The sequence below is a fragment of the Gracilibacillus salitolerans genome, assembly GCF_009650095.1.
Lineage (GTDB): Bacteria > Bacillota > Bacilli > Bacillales > Amphibacillaceae > Gracilibacillus > Gracilibacillus salitolerans.
Map to the genome: position 1 here is coordinate 3,099,796 of NZ_CP045915.1, position 19,244 is coordinate 3,119,039.

The following is a 19,244-nucleotide window of genomic DNA, read 5'->3' on the forward strand; positions in this document are numbered from 1 at the left end:
TACACTCTCCTTTTTATCTTACAAACTGACATGATAACTGGGTACCTTCAAGTTTTGACCACTCGAATTTTTGAACATTAAAAAACGCCCGTCCCCCTACGAAAAAAGTAAAGGGACGAGCGTTATACCCGTGGTTCCACCCAATTTTCCACACATAAAAGTGTAGCTCATTGAAAAGTCGATAACGATGACGAATCGCTACTAATTAGTTACTAAAAGCGTTCCTTAGTAGAGCTCCGAGGTGGTAATAGAATGTGGTCATACAGGAAACTTTCAGCCAAGGATTCCCTCTCTAATAGTACACCTTACACACTATCATGTCCTCATCAACGCAAGTTTTGTTGTTATGCGGTTTATTATAACGATTGTCAACGAAAAAATCAAGATTCTTTTTCATCAGCTAGATAAAAAGGAAAGTAATCAGTCGGATAAAAAGAACATCTTTCTTGAAAAATAGTCATAATCGTATGAGTCCTCGATTCTGTTTGATCCTCTCCATACATATAAATATGGTCTGGTGCCAACATAATGAGTGGTGAAATATCCCATTCTTCTTGTTCTAAACCGAAAATAAATAACGGAAAACGTGATTTTACTTGTTGTAAATCTTCCATTGTGTAGACTTCCCCATTATCCCTGAAGATCTGAAATCTTTCTCCTTGCAATACATGAAGAACTTCTTCTTCTGGTGACTTACGCCTGACAAACTCCCTAATCGAGTGAATAAAATTTTGATACTCTTCTTCTCTTTTAAATTCATCTATTGCCAGACCGATCATTTCCGTTAATTGATCAATATAGTGATGCAACCTGAAATGAACAATCGAATCAAATTGGATAAAAGAAGTGTCTATTTGTAAGGAGAAAATCGTCGTTAATGTGTCACGCAATTCATGTTGATGGATTCGATCCTCATAAACAGATTCATCTTTTTCTAGTAATGATCTAGCAATGGCTGTTATTCGCTCTATCTCCTCTGCACTTGAAAAATAATACTTCTTCATTAGTATATGTTGAATCATAGGTAGTTCCCGACACTGAATAAATACCATGCTTAACAATGGAGCAAGATGTTTCTTCCTTTCATCCTTGTTCAAGTCTTCCAACAGATGGAGTTGCACAAGATTTTTTTTGGTTCTTTTACGTGTAACTTTCCAATTGTCATCTTGTTTTGCTAATTGATAAAACACCTCTGCTTCATTGTCTTGCTCAAAATATACTTCTAACACATATCATCACCCTCACCACCATCGAACTGGTATATTATATGGGTGATAATGAAAAAAAATAACCTCTGTCCAAGGATTAGACAGAAGTCATGGTTATTCATTCGTTCGGTAACGATTAGTTAATTCGATTGGTTTACTGAGCTGGCTAATCCGTTCAATAATCCTGCCCGCTTTAATGGTTTCTACGTCCCCTCTGTTGGACGTTGATAAATGATTCTCTAATTGTTCAAAATTATAATTTGAAGTAAAGAAAATAGGCAACTCTTCCATCATCCGATATTGCAGAATAGCGCCAAGTACTTCATCGCGGAACCAAGGAGAGATGGACTCAGCACCAATATCATCAAACATTAAAACCTGTACCTTTTTAAAACTTTCGATCTTCGATTGAAAACTGTCATTTCCAATGGACGCCTTTATCTCTCTTACAAACTCTGGCATGTAAATGATGTTTGATTGGATGTATTGTTTCTTAAGTTCGTTCGCAATAACTCCAAGAATATAAGATTTTCCCGTTCCAAAAGGTCCATGAATATATAAACCTCGATGGAACTTTCCTTTGGAATAGTTTTGCACAAACTCAATAATCTCTCTTACTACTTCCTTACGCTCATAGGAATTACGATCCATTTTTGCTAAGTCTGCTTCTTTAATTTGTTTCGGTATATATAAACTTCGAACTAATGATTCTTTTTCGAGCTGGGCTTCTTCATGGACTTTATTTTTACATTTCTCGTACCGTAGAGAAATGTCTTTTCCATCAATATCCAAATGAGGCGTATAACCTTTTAGAATATTTTTACAACCGTCTAAGTTCGGACAATCAGCACAATTTTTTGATGCTTGTTGATATTCATAAAGTTTCATTAAATTGCGATTAATATCCTGTTCATCTATTTCAACATGCTCACTTAATTTTTGTTTAATTTCTGGGTCGTTGATAACTTTATTCCGTTGCTGGGTAAAATTATCTTTTATTTTTTTATTATTATTCATCCATTTTTTCATGGCAGATTGAATTGGTTCCATGATTATCACCCTATTCCTCATTCGCTTGCTGCGCTAAATATTGGGCAAGCATTTCATCCGCTTCTTTTGCTATTCGTTCTTTTTCTTCTGAAGATGTGTCTCTCTTTGTCTGTTGTTTGGTTTGTTGTTTTTGCTTTTTATACCAATCCGGAACAATGTCTTTCTTGGTATTTTTATATTGGAATCGTTGATTACTTTGCGAATTATTTGTCCATTGCTGATATTTCTTATTTTCAGACTTCGCAAGCGTCATAGCTTGTCTTACTGTTTTTACATTCTTTCGAGCCCAGTGACTAGCGATTTTCTCCAAATAGCTTTTAGAAAGTTTCATATCTGTTTTTAATAGAACATAATGGAGTAATACATTCATGACACCTGGATTTAAGCCCTGGCTTGTCATAACCTCACTGACCACTTTCAAATCTTGTTGTGACGCCTGGTTTCCATCTGCAAGATCCACTAATAATTGTCTTGGCGATATGTGTTCAAGCATCTCAATAAATTGTTCTTCTTTCGATTTCGTTGTTGCTTGTGATGATTTGTCAGGTAATTTTTGTTTATCAGAACTAACTTGTATAGAAACTTGCTTATTTGATCCACTAATAAGATCCATACAAGCATTTTTGAACTCTTCTGTTTGCAATTGATTTTCGTCATTTATCGACCAAATCAATGCTTTTTCTATATCTTGATTGTGCAAATCATATGCTACATACATCTGATTGATTAACTTCCTTGTAGCAGGAGTTAAGATGGATTGAACCGGCAACATCCGCTGCTTTAACATTTGCTCTAACCAAGCAAAGTCAACTTTTTCCTGTATTGGCACTTCCACTACATACTCTTCTGCCTGTAATTGCGATGCATTTGGTTGTTGATCAACAAGTTGAAATACTTCCTCAAACCTTGCAGTTGTTTCTTTTTGTTCTTTCTTTTCGCTGTCTTGTTTAACAAAAGCCTGTTTTACTTTTCTATACTTGTCACTTCCAAGTTGATGATACAATAAGTGACTCAAAAAATCATTCTCAAAAAAACGAGCTGGTGATTGAGGCGGATGTAAAAGGTAATAATAACCCTTATGTTCTTCATGTTCTTGTTCAAAAGTTTGCAATAGACCGATTGCTTCAAGTTTTCTTCTCGCTCTGTAAATACGATCTAAAGGCAACCCAATATAATTCATCAACATATGATGTGTTTGATAGCTCGAAGAAAACGTCGACTCCGTGTATAGTGTTTGATAAAGTGATAGCGCATCAATACCGATAAGAGGTTGATAAAGGTGTGTCAATGCGTTCGTGTAGGAAAGTGGAAGTGCCTGAGACATTTCGACTATATATAATTCTGATGGGAGTATTTTTCCGATATCGCCGAGTTCCATATACATAGCCCCTTCCTATCCATTACTCGTTCTTATCATTGTTATCATGCCGTATTAAGTCTTTCAATTCATCTAAGAACACACTGATATCCTTAAATTGTCGGTAAACAGAAGCAAACCTTACATACGCTACTTCATCGACATTTGCTAATCGATCCATCACCATTTCACCGATTTCATCACTTTTCACTTCTGATGTTCCTCGATTACGTAATTCTTTTTCAATTTCCACTGCGATATTTTCTAACTGTTCAAGCGCTACTGGACGTTTTTCACATGCGCGAATTAAGCCGCGCATTAATTTATCACGACTATACTCTTCTCTTGTACCTTCTTTTTTAACTACAATTAATGGTACTTCTTCGATCCTTTCAAAAGTAGTAAAACGAAAATCACAAGATTCACACTCTCTTCTTCTTCGAATCGAACGGCCTTCTTCTATTGGTCTTGAGTCTAAAACTTTTGTATTTTTATAGTGACAATGTGGACATCGCAATCTCAATCATCCTTCGTTACATTATTCGTTCGTACCAATAAAGTCTAGTTCTTTCTTTATTTTATCATAAAGTTTAGGAATTAATTTATGGCTGTATCCAAAATCAAAAGGTACCGCAGATTCTGTTGTGGCAGAAATATCTATTGCCGTACGATAAGGTCTTACCATAATAATAGTCATAATAACAAACACTTTTCTACCTGCTTTATAATTAAAGCTGATTTCCCCATGTTCCTTGGAAATACCTACGATTTGACATTCTTTCATATTGCTAAAAAGTGGTTCTAATTTATCAAATGCTTTATCCTTTGTTGTTTTAAAATAATGTGTTTTTAGTGCAGGGTCCCAGTGCTTGTCTCTCGTTTCGGAGTGATTATTAAAATTCTTATTTAATGTGTTACGAAATGACATAAACTTACACCTCATTATGTATTTTTGTTTACTTTTTATTGTAACATGTTTTTGTAAAGAAAACGATTAATCTTTATTAGAAACAGCGAGTTACTAGACAAAAGAACACCCAAACTAAATGGACAAAAAAATAAGTTAGCCCTTCTTAGCCGTTCACCCCCGAATGGGGAAAGAACCTTTTAATGGGTAATTACTTCGTAGTTTATCTATTTTGTGTACTAGTTCTTATTACAGAAATGTAAAAACCCGTTTCATTAGTTCTCGAAACGGGTTCTCACGTTTTCAGTTTCTAGTTATTGTACTTTTGTATTTTTAATTTGGACAGCACCCATACCTCTAGGCACTTCCACTTTTTCTGTCGATTTGGCTTCTAATTGCTCTTCAATATATGCAACCGCAACGTTAGGATCAATAATATCTCCACAAGTATAGACATCAATACTTGCATAACCATGCTCAGGAAAACTATGAATGGTTAAATGGGACTCAGAAATAATGACTACTCCGCTTACACCAAAAGGTGCAAATTTATGAAAAGCAACTTCTCTTACCTCAGCACCTGCTTTTAGAGCGGCATTTACAAATGTTTTTTCGAGACGATCCATATCATTTAACATATCAATATTACATTCCCATAATTCCGCTATTACATGTCTTCCCATTGTATCCATGTATTACTCCCCCTTTTCCACAAATTCTTTCGAATAATAATGCCTGATATGCCACGGGGGAAAGTTAGTCCAAGGAGGTCCTAACCCTTTAAGCATTCATTCGACGGTTGCCATTATTCAAAAGTTTCTCGTACAAGCTTATCATAAGATTACATGACTTAGCTGCAAAATATGTGCAAAAAGATTATATCTATTTTTGTCGAATTTGACAAGGCAAAAATAGATTCTTTCGTATTTTTTACATATCTATTGGATTAATTCCCATTTTTGGAGGATATTTTTCAATTGCTTTTCTGACTGTTCAATGGAGCCACTATTATCGATAACGGCATCAGCCAATTCCCGTTTTTTATCGATATCCATTTGACTGTTCATTCGTTCTATGGCTTCTTTTTCAGACAACTGATTTCGTTCCTTAAGCCGTTGTAATTGAATCTGGTGCGATGTATAAACTACAATCGTTTTCTCCACTAGATATGTAAGATTATTCTCAAACAAAAGCGGAATATCCATCACAATCGTTTGATTTCCTTGTTGAAGTAGTTCTTCTTTTGTAGAGAGCATTTTTTTTCGAACGGCCGGATGAACAATCGCATTTAATTTTTCTCTTTTCGTTTCATCCTGAAATATAATCGATCCTAGTTTTTTTCTGTTTAACGTTCCATCTTCCAATAATATATCTTCACCAAATGTTGCAGCAATCTCTTCCAGTGCTTGTTCTCCTGGTTCTACTACCTCACGCGAAACAATGTCTGCATCAATTACAGGGATCTGAAATTTAGCTTGAAACATGTTACTAATCGTTGATTTGCCTGTTGCTATATTGCCTGTTAATCCAATAATCAATTTTTATCATCCTTTTTACTGACGGCTTGTCCAACCAAAAGAAGCCGCAGTATTCATAAATATAACGGCACAACTGGGATACTTCTATCGCTTTAGAGTTATTCCCAGTTGCGAAAAGCCCGTTTTATACTACTACCATTTTCCAGATCCCAATAATAATAAGTAGGCACCCGGGGATAAAAGACATTTTCTTTAATCCTTTAATATTTGCACAATATTTACCAACATTCACGCCTAATAACAGAAATACGACGGTTATGACAAAGACATATATCGGAGTAAAAATCGGGGAAGCTCCCAACATATAAATCCCGATCCCAGCACCAAAAGAATCTAAGGATAAGGCGATCCCAATCAAAAATGGTTCCACACCATTAATTCTTCCAGAGCGGTCAATATCAGCTGCCATTGGCTTCTTTAGGATTTTAATAAGAAAAGGTATTTCTTTCTTCTTTTTTTCCTGAAATAGGGAAGATAATAAGATGACACCTACTAACGCCAAAATAAATCCCCCCACTATTTCCGTGGAACGAATTGAGATGACAGAAGATAAAAACGAACCTGATAGCATTGATATTGCAAAGGCTATCCCAACCGTCACCGAAATTTTCAGCAATTCTCTAACTGGTAACGTCAATCCTCTTAATCCGTACGTAAATGCCACTAAAAAACTATCAATGCTAATTGCTATGATAAGTAAGGTTAACATCATCTTCTTTCATTACTCCTTCATACGTCATTTCTGTATTATATGGTGTAATGAAAAAAGTTGTGAGAATGTTAAATCGGTTGGCATGTCGGACAATAGTGTGTCCCTCGGCCATTTACTTTTATTTTCATAATGGTATCTTCACAATTACTGCAAGGTTTATCATTTTGGGCATACACATTTAACTGCTGTTGAAACATTCCGATTTGCCCTTGGGAGTTGACATACGATCGAATCGTTGTCCCACCTTGTTGTACCGCATCCTGTAACGTAATAACAGCTGCTTGTTTAATTTGTATCACTTGCTCATCTGTTACACTTATACCTTTTGTTAATGGGTGAATTCTTGCCAAAAACAGTGTCTCATCCACATAAATATTACCTAACCCTGCTACCACCGATTGATCTAGTAAAATGTTTTTAATATTACGTTCACTTTTTTGAATTTTTTCTTTAAAGTCTTGCAGCGAAAAATCAGCTTCTAATGGGTCTTTTGCTAACAAAACAAGTGGTTTCTTCGTTGTTTCCGTTCCCTTTTCCTGTAAATGCATTGTTCCAAATTTACGAACGTCCTGATAACGTAAATCTGTTCCATCCGTAAAATGGAATATTACGTGTGTATGTGGCACAACCTCTTCTTTGTAATCATACACACCATATTTCCCTTCCATTCTCAAATGAGATACTAAGACATGCTTGTCCAAATCAAACAACAAAAATTTGCCTTTCCTGCGAATATCATGAATGGTTTGTTTTTGTAGAAATGTAATAAATTGTTTGACATCATCTGGCTCTTGAATGATCTTTGGCCAATATACATCGACTGATTCAATTGTTTTTCCAATTACTAACTGTATTAACGTTTGTCTAATCGTTTCTACTTCAGGTAATTCTGGCATTTTCTATAACTCCTTATTTCGCATCATACCATGTGTATCCTTGCTCGACATCGACTTTTAAAGGAACACTTAGTTCTATTGCATTTTCCATCACTTCGACAACAAGCTTAGCGATGGCTTCTATTTCTTCTTCCGGTACTTCCAGAATCAATTCATCGTGTACTTGTAGTAACAATTTTGCTTGATAATTTCCTTCTTTCAACTGTTGATCCAGGTCAATCATTGCAAGTTTGATGACATCAGCAGCGCTACCCTGAATAGGTGTGTTCATTGCTGTTCGTTCTGCAAAACTACGCTGATTAAAGTTTCTGCTTGTAATATCAGGTAAATATCTTCTTCTATTCATAATCGTTGTGACATAGCCATGTTGCTTCGCTTCCTGTACGATTTCATCCATATATTCTTTCACACCCGGATAGCTTTCTAAATAACGGTTTATAAACGATTTCGCTTCTTTTCTTGTAATCCCTAGACTTTGTGACAGACCATAATCGCTAATACCATATACAATACCGAAGTTTACTGCCTTGGCCTGTCGTCGCATATTTGAAGTGACTTCTTCTTCCGCCACATGGAATACATCCATAGCGGTTTGGGTATGGATATCCTTATCCTGTTTAAAAGCAGTCTGTAATTTTTCGTCCTTGGCAATATGGGCTAACACGCGTAATTCAATTTGCGAGTAATCTGCCGCAATCAGCTTCCAACCTTCAGTTGATGGAATGAATGCTTGGCGGATCTTTCGTCCTTCTTCAATTCTTATCGGGATATTTTGCAAGTTAGGATCAATCGAACTTAATCTTCCAGTTTGCGTTAATGCTTGATTAAAGCGGGTATGGATTTTACTTGTATCTTCATGAATTACTTTCAATAATCCTGCAATATAAGTCGAATCTATTTTTTTCAATTGGCGGTATAATAATAGCTTATCAATAATCGCGTGCTTCCCTTGTAATTGCTCTAATACATCAGCGGCAGTAGAATATCCCGTTTTAGTTTTCTTAATTACAGGTAACTCTAATTTCTCAAAAAGGATTGGTCCTAACTGTTTTGGTGAGTTAATATTAAATTTTTCATCTGCTAACTCATAGATTTCTTTTTCTAAAGTGGTAAGACTAGCCTTTAATTCTTCACCCATGTCAATCAGACGTTGTTTATCCACCTTCACACCGGTTGCTTCCATTTCACCTAAAACAAGCGCAAGTGGCAACTCAAGATCCATGAGCAGTGCCAATTGCTTATTCTCTTTTAATGCTTGTTCCATCTGTTCTTTCAGTAGATAAATCATATTGGTTTTTCGGACAATATGCTCTTCCCATTGCTTATTCTCTTCTGGTATGCCTTTTTTCGCTCCTTTACCATAGACTTCTTCATCGAATCGGACATTTTTCTCTCCAAATCGGTGGCTAATCGCTGGAATGTCATGGTTATTCTCAGATGGATTAATCAGATAAGATGCTAATAGAATGTCAAAGGCAATCCCTTTTATTGAAATCGATAAACGATTTAAGAGGACAGTTATTTTCTTTGCATCAAATACATATTTCTTCTGACTTTGATCTTCTGCCCATTCTTTGAACTCTTTTGAGTTTTCGAGAACGGATAGCGGAATGAAATATTTCCCATTAGCATTCACAATAGAAGCACCGATCATTTTCTCTGTATGGTAATTTTCATCGAGTATTTCGATATCAAACGCATCATGTCCTGTAAATATATCCTTAGAAATTTCTGTAATATTATCGTATGTAATATCTTCTAATGATACCGCTTGACCATCTTCCTCCACATCTCCGTCAATACGATTTAATAAAGACTTAAAGCCTAAATCAAGAAAGACATCCTTCAGTTTTTGATCGGTATACCCTTCATATACCGTATCATCAACTACTATTTCAATCGGTGACTGCTGATTTATCGTCACAAGTTCTTTGCTCATAAAAGCTTCCTCTTTATTTGCTTCTAGCTTCTCTTTTAACTTTTTCCCCGAGACTTCATCTAAATGTTCATACAAATTTTCTACAGTTTCAAACTGCTTTATAAGTTTGACAGCTGTTTTTTGACCAACACCTGGGACACCTGGAATATTATCAGATTTATCTCCCATCAATCCTTTCAGGTCGATGATTTGATCTGGTGTGACCTCCATATCTTCCATTAATGTTTCAGGTGTATAGGTCATGACATCACTAATACCTTTTTTGGTAAGGCGGACGTCGACTTTGTCTGAAACAAGCTGTAGTAAGTCCTTGTCACCCGAAATTACTTTTACCTGCCAATCTTGTTCTTTTGCTTGATTAGCAATTGTACCAATTATATCGTCCGCTTCATAGTTTTCCAGCTGATAATGTTTAATGTTAAACGCATCTAACAGTTCTCGTAAAACGGGAAACTGTTCACTTAGCTCAGACGGAGTTTTTTCACGTCCACCTTTATATTCTTGATACGTCTTGTGGCGGAATGTTGTTTTTCCGGCGTCGAATGCTACGAGTACATGTGTCGGTTGTTCTTCTTCCAAAATTCGTAATAACATGGTTGTGAAGCCATACACTGCATTCGTGTATACGCCTTTATCATTATTTAATAGTGGTAACGCAAAAAATGCACGGTAGGCGATACTGTTTCCATCAATTAAAATCAGTTTATTCGTCATTTTGCCGGTCTCCTTTTTGATTCTATACATTGTTTTTATTTTACCATGATTGCGAGTGATTATAAAAACTTTCGTTACTCTAGTTTCCAGTTATCCCAATATAAACTTTCTAGCATAGAAATTAAATCATCCATGTCTTTAGTATATAATCATTCTAGATTACATAACATCCGCCCATTCTTTAAATAATTGATGCGAATTAGATAACTACTGCGAAGTAATGAAAATTCACTTTGGATCGGGTGGTCTCCCTTCCTTCTGGAGGTAATTGCGAAAATGTGATTCGTGTGCTGCTGCTTGGATAAATGCTCGTTTTCCTTGGATACCTTCTTCTGCTCCTTGGATAAACGCTGCTCTTCCTTGGATATCTTCTTCTATTCCTTGGATATCATCATTTATCCAAGGAAGGGAGATGTTTATCCAAGGAACAGACTCCAGTGTGTCGGACATCACTCCTCAACATGTAGAATGGAATAAAGCTTACCCACGCCAAAGTTATTTCGCAGTTTATGTATAATGTGAATTATTATATAATTTACTCTAAAAAAATGACCAACCCGTTTCAATTAAGAAGAAACGGGTTGGTCTATTTTTCTAATTATTCGATATATCCTAACAATATATCAGCATATGGGGATCCTTGTGGGATAATGATGGTTGTTTCACCGTCGATTGTTTCTTTGTAAGATTCAAGTGTTCTATACAGTTGATAGAATTCTGGATCTTGGGAGAATGCTTCGTTATACATCTCTGCTGCTTCTAATTCCCCTTCTGCCCTGATTTCTTCTGCCTCCGCATTTGCTTTCGATAACATTTCTGTTACATCACGGTCAGCATTTGCTGTAATTCTGCTTTTTTCCGCTTCCCCCTGGGATAGGTATTGTTGAGCTTTTGTTTCACGTTCAGAGATCATACGATTAAAAACAGATTGTTCGTTTTCTTCTGGTAAATCCGTTCGTTTGATTCGAACATCGTCTACCTCTATTCCATAGTTATCTCGTTCTAATAGCGTATTAACACGATCTTTGACTCTTTCGTTAAGGTCACCTCTAGTGCTTCCTTCATCATTAATAATTTCATCGTAATCCATAGCACCTAGTTCTGAGCGAATAACAGAAAATATAAATTCACCCATTCTTGCTTCTGCACCCATTTCAGTTCGGGCATTTGCAATCATTAATGCCGGATTCGTAATTTCCCAAATCGCATAATTATCGATAATCATACGTTTCTTATCTAATGTATTGATTTCACGTTCCATTACGTCATACACTAACTTCTTCTTAGGGAGCGTTGTAATCGATTGTAATATCGGTATCCTAAACTTTAGACCAGGTTCGTCTTTAATAGCAACCACTTCTCCAAACTGGCGAACCACTTTATATTCTCCCTCTTTGACAACAAACATACTACTGGCAAAAACGATTAGAACGACTACAGTAAGTAAAATTGCAAGACCAATTTTTATTAATCTTCTAATCTCTTTCGGTGTCATTTTCTTCATTTCATGAACGTTATTATTATCTGTCATTATTATTTTCCTCCTCACTATCCTCAGTATTATTCTCTGATTGATTACTATCGGAGGATTCAGTTGCTGGTGGTAATGTAGTTGATGTATTTTCACCTAAAGGTAAGTATTTCAACGTATTTCCATCATCGTTCATAATATAAATGTTTGCATCTGGCAAGACTTCGTCAAGTGTTTCTAAAACCAGTCGCTGTCTTGTGATATCTGGATTACTATCATAAGCATCGTATAATGCGTTAAATTCTGCTACATTCCCTCTAGCAATTTCAATTCTTTCAATTTTATTTCCTTCAGCTCTTGAGATAATTGCGTCTTTTTCCCCTTGGGCTTCCTCATAAATCTCATTACGATATTTATCTGCTTCATTTTTCTTTGTATTCATTGTTTCACGTGCATCTGTTACTTTCATAAAGGCTTGACGTACTTCTTCATTCGGTAAATCTACTTCTTGCAGTTTAACATCCTGAATAGCAATACCTACTTCATAATCTTCCATAAGAGATACTAATAAGTCCAATACTTCATTCTCTATTTCTGCCTTTCCATCTGTTAATGCATCGTCAATTGTTGACGATCCGATAATACTTCTTAAGGAAGCGGATGTAGCATTATAAAGAACTTGTTGTGGATCATCTGAATTAAATAAGTATTTACTTGGCTCAATTATTTTCCATTGAACAACTAAATCTGCTTGAAGTATATTTTCATCACCGGTAATCATCCGCACTACATCTGCGTTTTCTGCTTGTTCCGGATCATAACCAAAGTTCAAACTGAATGTTTCCTTTGATAATGTTTCTACTGTTTGAATTGGCCAAGGCAATTTAAAATGAAGACCTGGTTCTGTCGTTCCTTCTTCTGCTTTACCAAAAGTAATTAAAACAGCTTGCTCTGATTCATCTACTGTATACCAGCTTGTTGCTGCAAATAAACCTAAGACAACTACAGCTACGACAATCCCAATCCAGCTGTAAATTTGCTTTAATGTCATCATATTTCCCCCTTCTTTACTTCCTCTGCAACTTTACCATACATTCACTACATACGTAAGATGTTACAGAAAAGTTTCATTTTCTTTACAAAAAAATGATGAAAGAATCTTATCCATTCTCTCACCACTTTTTCGGTATTTTCACGGTAAAGCACGAGCCTTTTCCTATTTTACTGGAAACTGCTATCGTTCCTTGATGTGCTTCTACAATATGTTTTACTATTGCTAATCCTAAGCCAGTTCCCCCCGTGTTGCGACTTCTTGCTCTGTCCACACGATAAAACCTTTCGAAGATACGTTGTCTTGCTTCTTCTGGTATGCCAATCCCAGTGTCTTCTACTTCTATTATCACTTCATGATCGCTTTCATTAACACGGAGAAAAATACTCCCTTGTTCAGGCGTATAATTAATGGCATTATACATTAAATTCAGTACCACTTGCTGTAATCGATCAGGATCACCATGAAACGAAATATCTGGTTTTATTTCTTTTGTAAATTGAAGTGATTTTTTACCTGCTTGTTGCTCCATTAACGTCAAGCTGCTTTGCAACCATTCGTCCACTTCTATAAGTTTGGTTGAAAGCTTCAATTCTTCTTTTTCTATTTTGGACAATTCAAGTAAATCATGTACTAAAGATTGTAATCGAGTACTTTCTTTTAAAATGATCGTTAGAAATTGTTCTTTAATTTCGTCATCTGCTGCTTCATCTTCTAAAAGAGTTTCAGCAAAGCCTCGAATCGATGTTATCGGAGTTTTTAATTCATGAGATACGTTAGCTACAAAATCTTTCCGCATTTCTTCGACGCGTTTCAAATCTGTTATATCATGGAATACAAGTACTGCTCCTTTTAAATCTTTTACATCATTAATAACAGGTGCACCTACTACTTCAATATAGTGTTTCTCATCCTTTATGGTTTTGGTAAAATTACCTGTCATTTTTTCTTCGTATAAAAATGTTTCCTGCACCACATTGTGTATCGTCTCATCCTTTAACACGTCGTAATACAGAAAGCCTATAAAGTCAACAGATTTATTTCCAAACATTTGCATGAATTTTCGGTTGATCAAATGAACGTATCCTCTTTCATCAATTAACATCAGTCCGCTTTCCATGTTATTCATAACTGTCTTCCATTGACTTCCTTGCATTTTTTCCTGGATAGTCATTTCTTGTAAATTTCGTGCTAACACATTAATTGCATTACTCAGCTGTTGTGCTTCACCATGTGGTTTCACATATGTTCTAGCATTATAGTTACCTTTTACAAGTTCGTTTGTAACATTAATCGAAGCTCGTATCGGACGAACATAGTTTTCAAACATATGATAAATTAACACTAATAATATAATGAAACCAATAATTAAAGAAAATAATACAAAAAATTGCTCCTCTTCAGAGGTAAGGGGTAAAACAACAATACCAATTAAAATAAATACAGAAGCCATCATTAAAATGTAGCGATAAAACAGATTTATTCGTTTTTTGGCGTCCATTAAAATGGCTCCTCCATTTTATAACCAAGTCCTCTGATTGTTTTGATATAAACTGGATGTTTCGTGTCCGGTTCGATTTTTTCACGTAAATGACTAACATGCACATCTACGATTCTTGTATCACCGACAAAGTCATAATTCCAGACTGCACTCAGTAATTGATCACGTGAAAGCACTTTACCTTTATGTTTAGAGAGATAGTGCAATAGTTCAAATTCTTTACGGGTAAAGCTGAGAGGTTCACCTTTGATCGTAGCTTCATATTGTTGCGGATAAATAAGCAAGTCTGAAATTTTAATAAATGGTTGATCTGCCGCTCCCTCTTGTTTTCTAGATCTACGCAAGATTGCTTTAATTCTTGCAACTACTTCCTTCGGGCTAAATGGTTTTGTTAAATAGTCGTCAGCTCCCAGTTCCAGTCCTAACACTTTATCAAATTCGTCATCTTTTGCTGTTAACATTAGAATAGGTGTATCTATTTGCTTCTGTCTTAAAGCTTTACATACTTCTGTGCCTTCCATACCCGGTAACATTAAATCTAATATAATTAAGTCAAATTCTCCGGTAGCTGCTTTATGTAATCCTTCTATTCCATCGGAAGCAGTATCCGTTTTAAATCCAGACTTTTCAACATTATATTGTAATAAGGTTACAATAGATTGTTCATCATCAACGATTAATACTTTCTCTTCCATAAAAAAAGCACCCCATCTTATTTTATCTATATTACCTTAATCATACATGTACGTGCATCTATTGTGAATAGCTTTATACAACAAAAATTCCAATAACATGTAAATTTTTCTTTACATTATTAATTGTATCTTAACAATAACACAGCAAAATGGAAAATTTTTTAAATCGACCACCATCATCAATAAATACACGAAGTAATGATCCTGATTCTGTTTACTCTCATCCCTATCGGCTGAATCGGTTCTTTAAATCGTTGCTTGTTATAAAATCACTAAAAATACGAGCATCTAATTTCATTCCGTTTCGATATTTTGTTACTTTAAAATAAGTTAAAAAAATTTTCAAAGGAATTGGAGAGATCACAATGGATAACAAAAAGAAACAAATTCTTTTAGCGGAGCGTCCGATAGGAACACCAGATAACAATACATTTCAATTTGTAGAGACAGGTATAGGTCAACCAGAAAACGGTGAAGTTCTTTTACGCACATTATACGTTTCTGTTGATCCGTATATGCGTGGAAGAATGATTGATACACCTTCTTATGTGGCTCCATATGAACTGAATAAAGTTATTGAAGGTGGAGTAATTGGAGAAGTGATTGAATCTAAATCTGATCATTTTACTCAAGGTGATGTTGTCATTGGTGGATATGGGTGGCAGACGTATTACACTGCAAAAGAAACGGAAGTTAGAAAAATAGACAAGGATATTGCACCTATTTCAACTCACTTAGGCATTTTAGGTATGACTGGATTAACAGCATACTTTGGATTGCTTGAGATTGGTAAGCCAAAAGAAGGTGAAACTGTTGTTATTTCTGGTGCTGCAGGTGCAGTCGGATCAGTAGTTGGCCAAATTGCCAAAATAAAAGGCGCACGAGTTATTGGAATTGCTGGTTCAGATGAGAAGATTCAATATTTAACAGAAGAATTACATTTCGATGAGGCAATCAATTACAAAACTACATCAAGTCTTAAGAAAGATTTGACAAAAGCTTGTCCAAACGGCGTAGATGTTTACTTTGATAATGTCGGCGGAGAAATCAGCGATGCAGTACTCGCGCATATAAATAAATTTGCACGTATCCCAATTTGTGGTGCTATATCTAGTTATAATCTGGAAGGTCACGATCTTGGTCCTCGTGTGCAATCAACACTTATTAAGAAAAGCGCCCTAATGCAAGGCTTTACGGTAGGTGATTTTGCAAATCAATTCCCTGAAGGTTCAGTATCACTGGCAAAATGGTTACAAGAAGGAAAATTACAATATCAAGAAACAATCAAAGAAGGTTTTGAAAATATCCCAGATGCTTTTCTTGATTTATTTAAAGGAAACAATATCGGAAAACTGTTAGTAAAGGTTGCAGATCAATCTAGTTAATAACTTAAACAGGAGAATAAATACTTTAAAATAGTATTTAACACAAACTTATATTGCTATCAGATTTAACTTTGTCCACTACTTTTAAACCAAGTGCAGCTTTAATTTTGAGTGTTATTTATAAAAAACGGTTGATACATTTTATTCATATATAATATGTATCAACCTTTTAATTCTTTTTCAACAATCGCTACCCGTTAATTGAATGACTTTTTCCAATTTTTAAATAAAATAAAAATCAAAAACCCTATAAATCCACCTAATATATTTAATGTGATATCATCTACATCAAATACCCCTAATTTAGAAGCATATTGAACCGTTTCGACAGTAAGGCTAAAAAACACTATGATAGTAACTGTTGGGAAGAAGAACTTCTTTATTTTTGTTAAAAGGATGGGAAGTAAAGCTCCCATTGGGATGAATAATAATATGTTGCCTACTGTATTATAAAACCAAATATCAAAGTTATAGCTATGAAAATTAAATAAATAGGTTTTAATAGTTGTAAGTGGTATTAGATTATGGGATACATCAATTAATGGTTGAAAAATAATAAGTCCGCCAGAAAAAAGAAGTTCAATATCAACACAACTTAAAAATAATACGGTCATAATATATAAGCCAAACAGTAAGATAACGTACTGTCTAGATTTAATATTAACAACTAACATTTCAATAAACTCACCTCCTTAATATAGGAAGTTATGTCCAAGCAATATTAATTATTCACTGTTTCACTATTAAAACAGTACTGCTACCTTACTTCAATTGGAAATTGTACTTCTCTTTCATATGTTGAGCCAAATGCTTCAGCATTGATCTTTAAAGCATTCAATCGTAATTCTTGATAGATAGAAGCATCAGTTTCATTTAAAACACGAATATTCATCATTCTTATTCCTCATTTCAAATTGTTATTAAAGTTCACCTGCCCTTTACTTAAACAAAATAAGGCGAATATTCTTGTTAAGCATTCGCCCTCAATAGTTGAAGAATATATTCAGTAATGACTTTTATCTTTATCTACTGAAACAGCTGAAATATTTGGCTCTTCTTCATTGTTATGTGGATGTTGTGTATTTATAAGATAATGGATTATAGAAATTAAGTAACACAGCAATAATATGATGACCGTACCAATAGATAACAATACTGTTTCTATATGGTTTCCACCATCAAAGAAGCTGCTAAAAATAAATAATAGAATAATACTGATTACAAAGGAGTTGAAAAAATTCCAACATACTTTCTCATCAAATCCCCTTCCTATTACTACAAATAAATCATTTGTTATTAAGTAAATCTGCCCATAAGTGAAAAAGCTTTCCAACTACTGTTTGGAAACGCCACCCGTTAGTGAAAAAAGAAAATCATTTTAAATGCGACCTATTCTTTGGTTGTGCGCTCCCATGCTGTATCTCATATCAAATAATAATGCAATCAATGGGCCATGATAAGGAATAAATAAACCTTCTGAGATCATATTAATGAGGTCATCTTTCGACGCCCATTTTACCTTTTTCACTTCTTCAGTCGGTAGAGAAAGGTTTGAGATAGTTAAATCAGTTTCAATAAGATAATAATCATCAAATCCATTTTCAAAGTTAACAGTTAGAGAAGGGCGCCTATTTCGAAGGTTAAGTGTATAACCAATTTCTTCTTTTACTTCTCTTTGTGCAGCTTGTTGACTGGTTTCACCTGCTATAGCACTACCTCCTACGGTAATGTCCCACATGTTCTTCCAATCTTCCTTATCTGGTTGTCGCTGTTGAATCAGCATTTCTCCAAGTTGATTAAATAGACAGACGTGAATCACTAAATGATAAGCACCTTGTTCGAACGTATCCCCACGATTCATTTGTTTGTCCGTCAGTTTTCTGTCCTTGTCGTAAATATCCCACGTCTCCATACCCCCACTCCTTAATGCTATCTTGTCTTATCATTTCAACAACAAGTATTACTCTAGTCAAAATATTTACCATACCAATTTCCAAGTTTCCCTTCTGCAATAGCCAAAACTCTTCTTAAAATATTTGTCGTATTGTCTAAAATGAAAGTAGCTTTGTTTATTAAAAAAATGTTTTTTTCACGTACTATATCAATTAATTAGGTCTTTCCATTTCACTCATGAATAACCAGGAACTAAGGAACAATACAATAATGATTACGTATAATAGAACGGTTTTCCATTTTGGCATGCTTCCACTTTTCAAAACTTGAACTCCTAGGGGAAGAAAAGCGATGCAGAGTCCAGCTAAAGAGATTATCGTCGTCATATTTGTTCCTTTTAATACACCAAATTGTTGTGGTTCATCTGAAGTTCGAATGGTAGTCAGAGAAGCCATAGCTTGTTGGGTAACATTTTTTTAAAGTCACTTGCACTAATTCTCGATATTCATATAAATAACCGACTAGCTCAGCGCAAAGATTATCTAGCCAGTACTGACTTGTTTCATTAGGTCTTGCATGCCAACAATTTAGTTCATAGTCATAAGTTCCAATTATGTATTGAATACCTTTCTGTACGATTTCGTCGTTTGATGTAGCACCTACTTCACTAAGATATTGAAAAGCCATACTAGTATCCATTCCATTTGTAATAATGGAATGTCCCTCTCCCATATTTCTAAAACCACCATCTTTTCCTTGATACTCTTGTAATTTAGAAATTACTTCTTGAGGAGAACCATTTTCAAAATGGAAACGAAACAAATCTTGTTCTATGTTCTTACCGTTAATCATTAAATACTTACGTTCTCTTTGGAAATTTTCCAAAGATAATATTTTGTTCATAACTCACATCCCTTATGCATACGT

General features: G+C 35.0%; 20 protein-coding genes and 1 other annotated feature. Of the genes, 1 reads left to right on the forward strand and 19 read right to left on the reverse strand.

The window, feature by feature from the left end:
* Positions 1-108 precede the first annotated feature (108 nt).
* Positions 109-339: a binding site (T-box leader), on the reverse strand.
* A gap of 41 nt (positions 340-380) precedes the next feature.
* The 15 genes from ytxC to GI584_RS15025 all read right to left on the reverse strand — a co-directional run bounded on the left by ytxC (position 381) and on the right by GI584_RS15025 (position 15,039).
* Positions 381-1,229 (reverse strand): sporulation protein YtxC, encoded by an 849-nt coding sequence (ytxC, locus tag GI584_RS14955; RefSeq protein WP_100359957.1) that lies wholly within the window; start codon positions 1,227-1,229, stop codon positions 381-383.
* Positions 1,230-1,322: 93 nt separating this feature from the next.
* On the reverse strand, positions 1,323-2,258 hold the full coding sequence (dnaI, locus tag GI584_RS14960) for a primosomal protein DnaI (RefSeq protein WP_100359956.1): 936 nt from the start codon (positions 2,256-2,258) through the stop codon (positions 1,323-1,325).
* A gap of 10 nt (positions 2,259-2,268) precedes the next feature.
* The gene (locus GI584_RS14965; RefSeq protein WP_228552250.1) at positions 2,269-3,642 is read right to left on the reverse strand and encodes a replication initiation and membrane attachment family protein; all 1,374 of its coding nucleotides are present in this window, start codon (positions 3,640-3,642) and stop codon (positions 2,269-2,271) included.
* Positions 3,643-3,658: 16 nt separating this feature from the next.
* On the reverse strand, positions 3,659-4,132 hold the full coding sequence (gene nrdR / locus GI584_RS14970) for a transcriptional regulator NrdR (protein WP_100359954.1): 474 nt from the start codon (positions 4,130-4,132) through the stop codon (positions 3,659-3,661).
* Positions 4,133-4,153: 21 nt separating this feature from the next.
* Complete coding sequence (locus tag GI584_RS14975; RefSeq protein WP_100359953.1) at positions 4,154-4,543, reverse strand: cytosolic protein; 390 nt, start codon at positions 4,541-4,543, stop codon at positions 4,154-4,156.
* A 293-nt stretch (positions 4,544-4,836) separates the two neighbouring features.
* Entirely contained in the window at positions 4,837-5,214 is a 378-nt protein-coding gene (gene speD / locus GI584_RS14980; RefSeq protein WP_153791712.1) for an adenosylmethionine decarboxylase, read from the reverse strand.
* A gap of 246 nt (positions 5,215-5,460) precedes the next feature.
* Positions 5,461-6,060 (reverse strand): dephospho-CoA kinase, encoded by a 600-nt coding sequence (gene coaE, locus GI584_RS14985; protein WP_153791713.1) that lies wholly within the window; start codon positions 6,058-6,060, stop codon positions 5,461-5,463.
* A 124-nt stretch (positions 6,061-6,184) separates the two neighbouring features.
* Positions 6,185-6,772, reverse strand: a complete 588-nt coding sequence (gene ytaF, locus GI584_RS14990) for a sporulation membrane protein YtaF (RefSeq protein ID WP_100359950.1) — start codon at positions 6,770-6,772, stop codon at positions 6,185-6,187.
* Between the two features lie 68 nt (positions 6,773-6,840).
* Positions 6,841-7,668, reverse strand: a complete 828-nt coding sequence (gene mutM / locus GI584_RS14995) for a DNA-formamidopyrimidine glycosylase (protein WP_153791714.1) — start codon at positions 7,666-7,668, stop codon at positions 6,841-6,843.
* A gap of 13 nt (positions 7,669-7,681) precedes the next feature.
* Positions 7,682-10,321: a DNA polymerase I gene (gene polA, locus GI584_RS15000; RefSeq protein ID WP_153791715.1), complete on the reverse strand. Its 2,640-nt coding sequence runs from the start codon at positions 10,319-10,321 to the stop codon at positions 7,682-7,684.
* 228 nt (positions 10,322-10,549) lie between these two features.
* Complete coding sequence (locus tag GI584_RS15005) at positions 10,550-10,771, reverse strand: hypothetical protein (protein WP_100359947.1); 222 nt, start codon at positions 10,769-10,771, stop codon at positions 10,550-10,552.
* A gap of 148 nt (positions 10,772-10,919) precedes the next feature.
* A complete protein-coding gene (gene hflC / locus GI584_RS15010; protein WP_100359946.1) occupies positions 10,920-11,852 on the reverse strand; it encodes a protease modulator HflC in 933 nt (310 codons plus the stop codon).
* The gene (gene hflK, locus GI584_RS15015; protein ID WP_100359945.1) at positions 11,842-12,846 is read right to left on the reverse strand and encodes an FtsH protease activity modulator HflK; all 1,005 of its coding nucleotides are present in this window, start codon (positions 12,844-12,846) and stop codon (positions 11,842-11,844) included. The genes hflC and hflK overlap by 11 nt, the downstream gene beginning before the upstream one ends.
* A gap of 118 nt (positions 12,847-12,964) precedes the next feature.
* A complete protein-coding gene (gene pnpS / locus GI584_RS15020; protein ID WP_153791716.1) occupies positions 12,965-14,344 on the reverse strand; it encodes a two-component system histidine kinase PnpS in 1,380 nt (459 codons plus the stop codon).
* Positions 14,344-15,039 (reverse strand): response regulator transcription factor, encoded by a 696-nt coding sequence (locus GI584_RS15025; RefSeq protein WP_100359943.1) that lies wholly within the window; start codon positions 15,037-15,039, stop codon positions 14,344-14,346. Before GI584_RS15025 ends, pnpS begins: the two co-directional genes overlap by 1 nt.
* Positions 15,040-15,404: 365 nt before the next feature.
* On the opposite strand from GI584_RS15025, the gene GI584_RS15030 reads away from it, so the two are divergent.
* Positions 15,405-16,424 (forward strand): NADP-dependent oxidoreductase, encoded by a 1,020-nt coding sequence (locus GI584_RS15030; protein ID WP_153791717.1) that lies wholly within the window; start codon positions 15,405-15,407, stop codon positions 16,422-16,424.
* 197 nt (positions 16,425-16,621) lie between these two features.
* On the opposite strand, the gene GI584_RS15035 is transcribed toward GI584_RS15030, so the two are convergent.
* From GI584_RS15035 to GI584_RS15050, 4 genes are all read right to left on the reverse strand, one after another.
* Entirely contained in the window at positions 16,622-17,098 is a 477-nt protein-coding gene (locus GI584_RS15035) for a VanZ family protein (RefSeq protein WP_153791718.1), read from the reverse strand.
* A gap of 83 nt (positions 17,099-17,181) precedes the next feature.
* Positions 17,182-17,319 carry a hypothetical protein gene (locus GI584_RS15040; protein WP_194842005.1) on the reverse strand — a complete coding sequence of 46 codons (138 nt, stop codon included), beginning with the start codon at positions 17,317-17,319 and terminating at the stop codon, positions 17,182-17,184.
* 483 nt (positions 17,320-17,802) lie between these two features.
* Complete coding sequence (locus GI584_RS15045) at positions 17,803-18,336, reverse strand: NUDIX hydrolase (protein ID WP_153791719.1); 534 nt, start codon at positions 18,334-18,336, stop codon at positions 17,803-17,805.
* 401 nt (positions 18,337-18,737) lie between these two features.
* Positions 18,738-19,220, reverse strand: a complete 483-nt coding sequence (locus tag GI584_RS15050; protein ID WP_153791720.1) for a hypothetical protein — start codon at positions 19,218-19,220, stop codon at positions 18,738-18,740.
* Positions 19,221-19,244 lie beyond the last annotated feature (24 nt).

Excerpts from the sequence above, each read along its gene's own strand:
- dnaI (WP_100359956.1), bottom strand. The coding sequence starts at position 2,258 with ATGGAACCAATTCAATCTGCCATGAAAAAATGGATGAATAATAATAAA.
- GI584_RS14965 (WP_228552250.1), bottom strand. The coding sequence starts at position 3,642 with ATGTATATGGAACTCGGCGATATCGGAAAAATACTCCCATCAGAATTA.
- GI584_RS14975 (WP_100359953.1), bottom strand. The coding sequence starts at position 4,543 with ATGTCATTTCGTAACACATTAAATAAGAATTTTAATAATCACTCCGAA.
- speD (WP_153791712.1), bottom strand. The coding sequence starts at position 5,214 with ATGGATACAATGGGAAGACATGTAATAGCGGAATTATGGGAATGTAAT.
- ytaF (WP_100359950.1), bottom strand. The coding sequence starts at position 6,772 with ATGATGTTAACCTTACTTATCATAGCAATTAGCATTGATAGTTTTTTA.
- mutM (WP_153791714.1), bottom strand. The coding sequence starts at position 7,668 with ATGCCAGAATTACCTGAAGTAGAAACGATTAGACAAACGTTAATACAG.
- polA (WP_153791715.1), bottom strand. The coding sequence starts at position 10,321 with ATGACGAATAAACTGATTTTAATTGATGGAAACAGTATCGCCTACCGT.
- GI584_RS15005 (WP_100359947.1), bottom strand. The coding sequence starts at position 10,771 with ATGTCCGACACACTGGAGTCTGTTCCTTGGATAAACATCTCCCTTCCT.
- hflC (WP_100359946.1), bottom strand. The coding sequence starts at position 11,852 with ATGACAGATAATAATAACGTTCATGAAATGAAGAAAATGACACCGAAA.
- hflK (WP_100359945.1), bottom strand. The coding sequence starts at position 12,846 with ATGATGACATTAAAGCAAATTTACAGCTGGATTGGGATTGTCGTAGCT.
- pnpS (WP_153791716.1), bottom strand. The coding sequence starts at position 14,344 with ATGGACGCCAAAAAACGAATAAATCTGTTTTATCGCTACATTTTAATG.
- GI584_RS15025 (WP_100359943.1), bottom strand. The coding sequence starts at position 15,039 with ATGGAAGAGAAAGTATTAATCGTTGATGATGAACAATCTATTGTAACC.
- GI584_RS15030 (WP_153791717.1), top strand. The coding sequence starts at position 15,405 with ATGGATAACAAAAAGAAACAAATTCTTTTAGCGGAGCGTCCGATAGGA.
- GI584_RS15035 (WP_153791718.1), bottom strand. The coding sequence starts at position 17,098 with ATGTTAGTTGTTAATATTAAATCTAGACAGTACGTTATCTTACTGTTT.
- GI584_RS15040 (WP_194842005.1), bottom strand. The coding sequence starts at position 17,319 with ATGATGAATATTCGTGTTTTAAATGAAACTGATGCTTCTATCTATCAA.
- GI584_RS15045 (WP_153791719.1), bottom strand. The coding sequence starts at position 18,336 with ATGGAGACGTGGGATATTTACGACAAGGACAGAAAACTGACGGACAAA.
- GI584_RS15050 (WP_153791720.1), bottom strand. The coding sequence starts at position 19,220 with ATGAACAAAATATTATCTTTGGAAAATTTCCAAAGAGAACGTAAGTAT.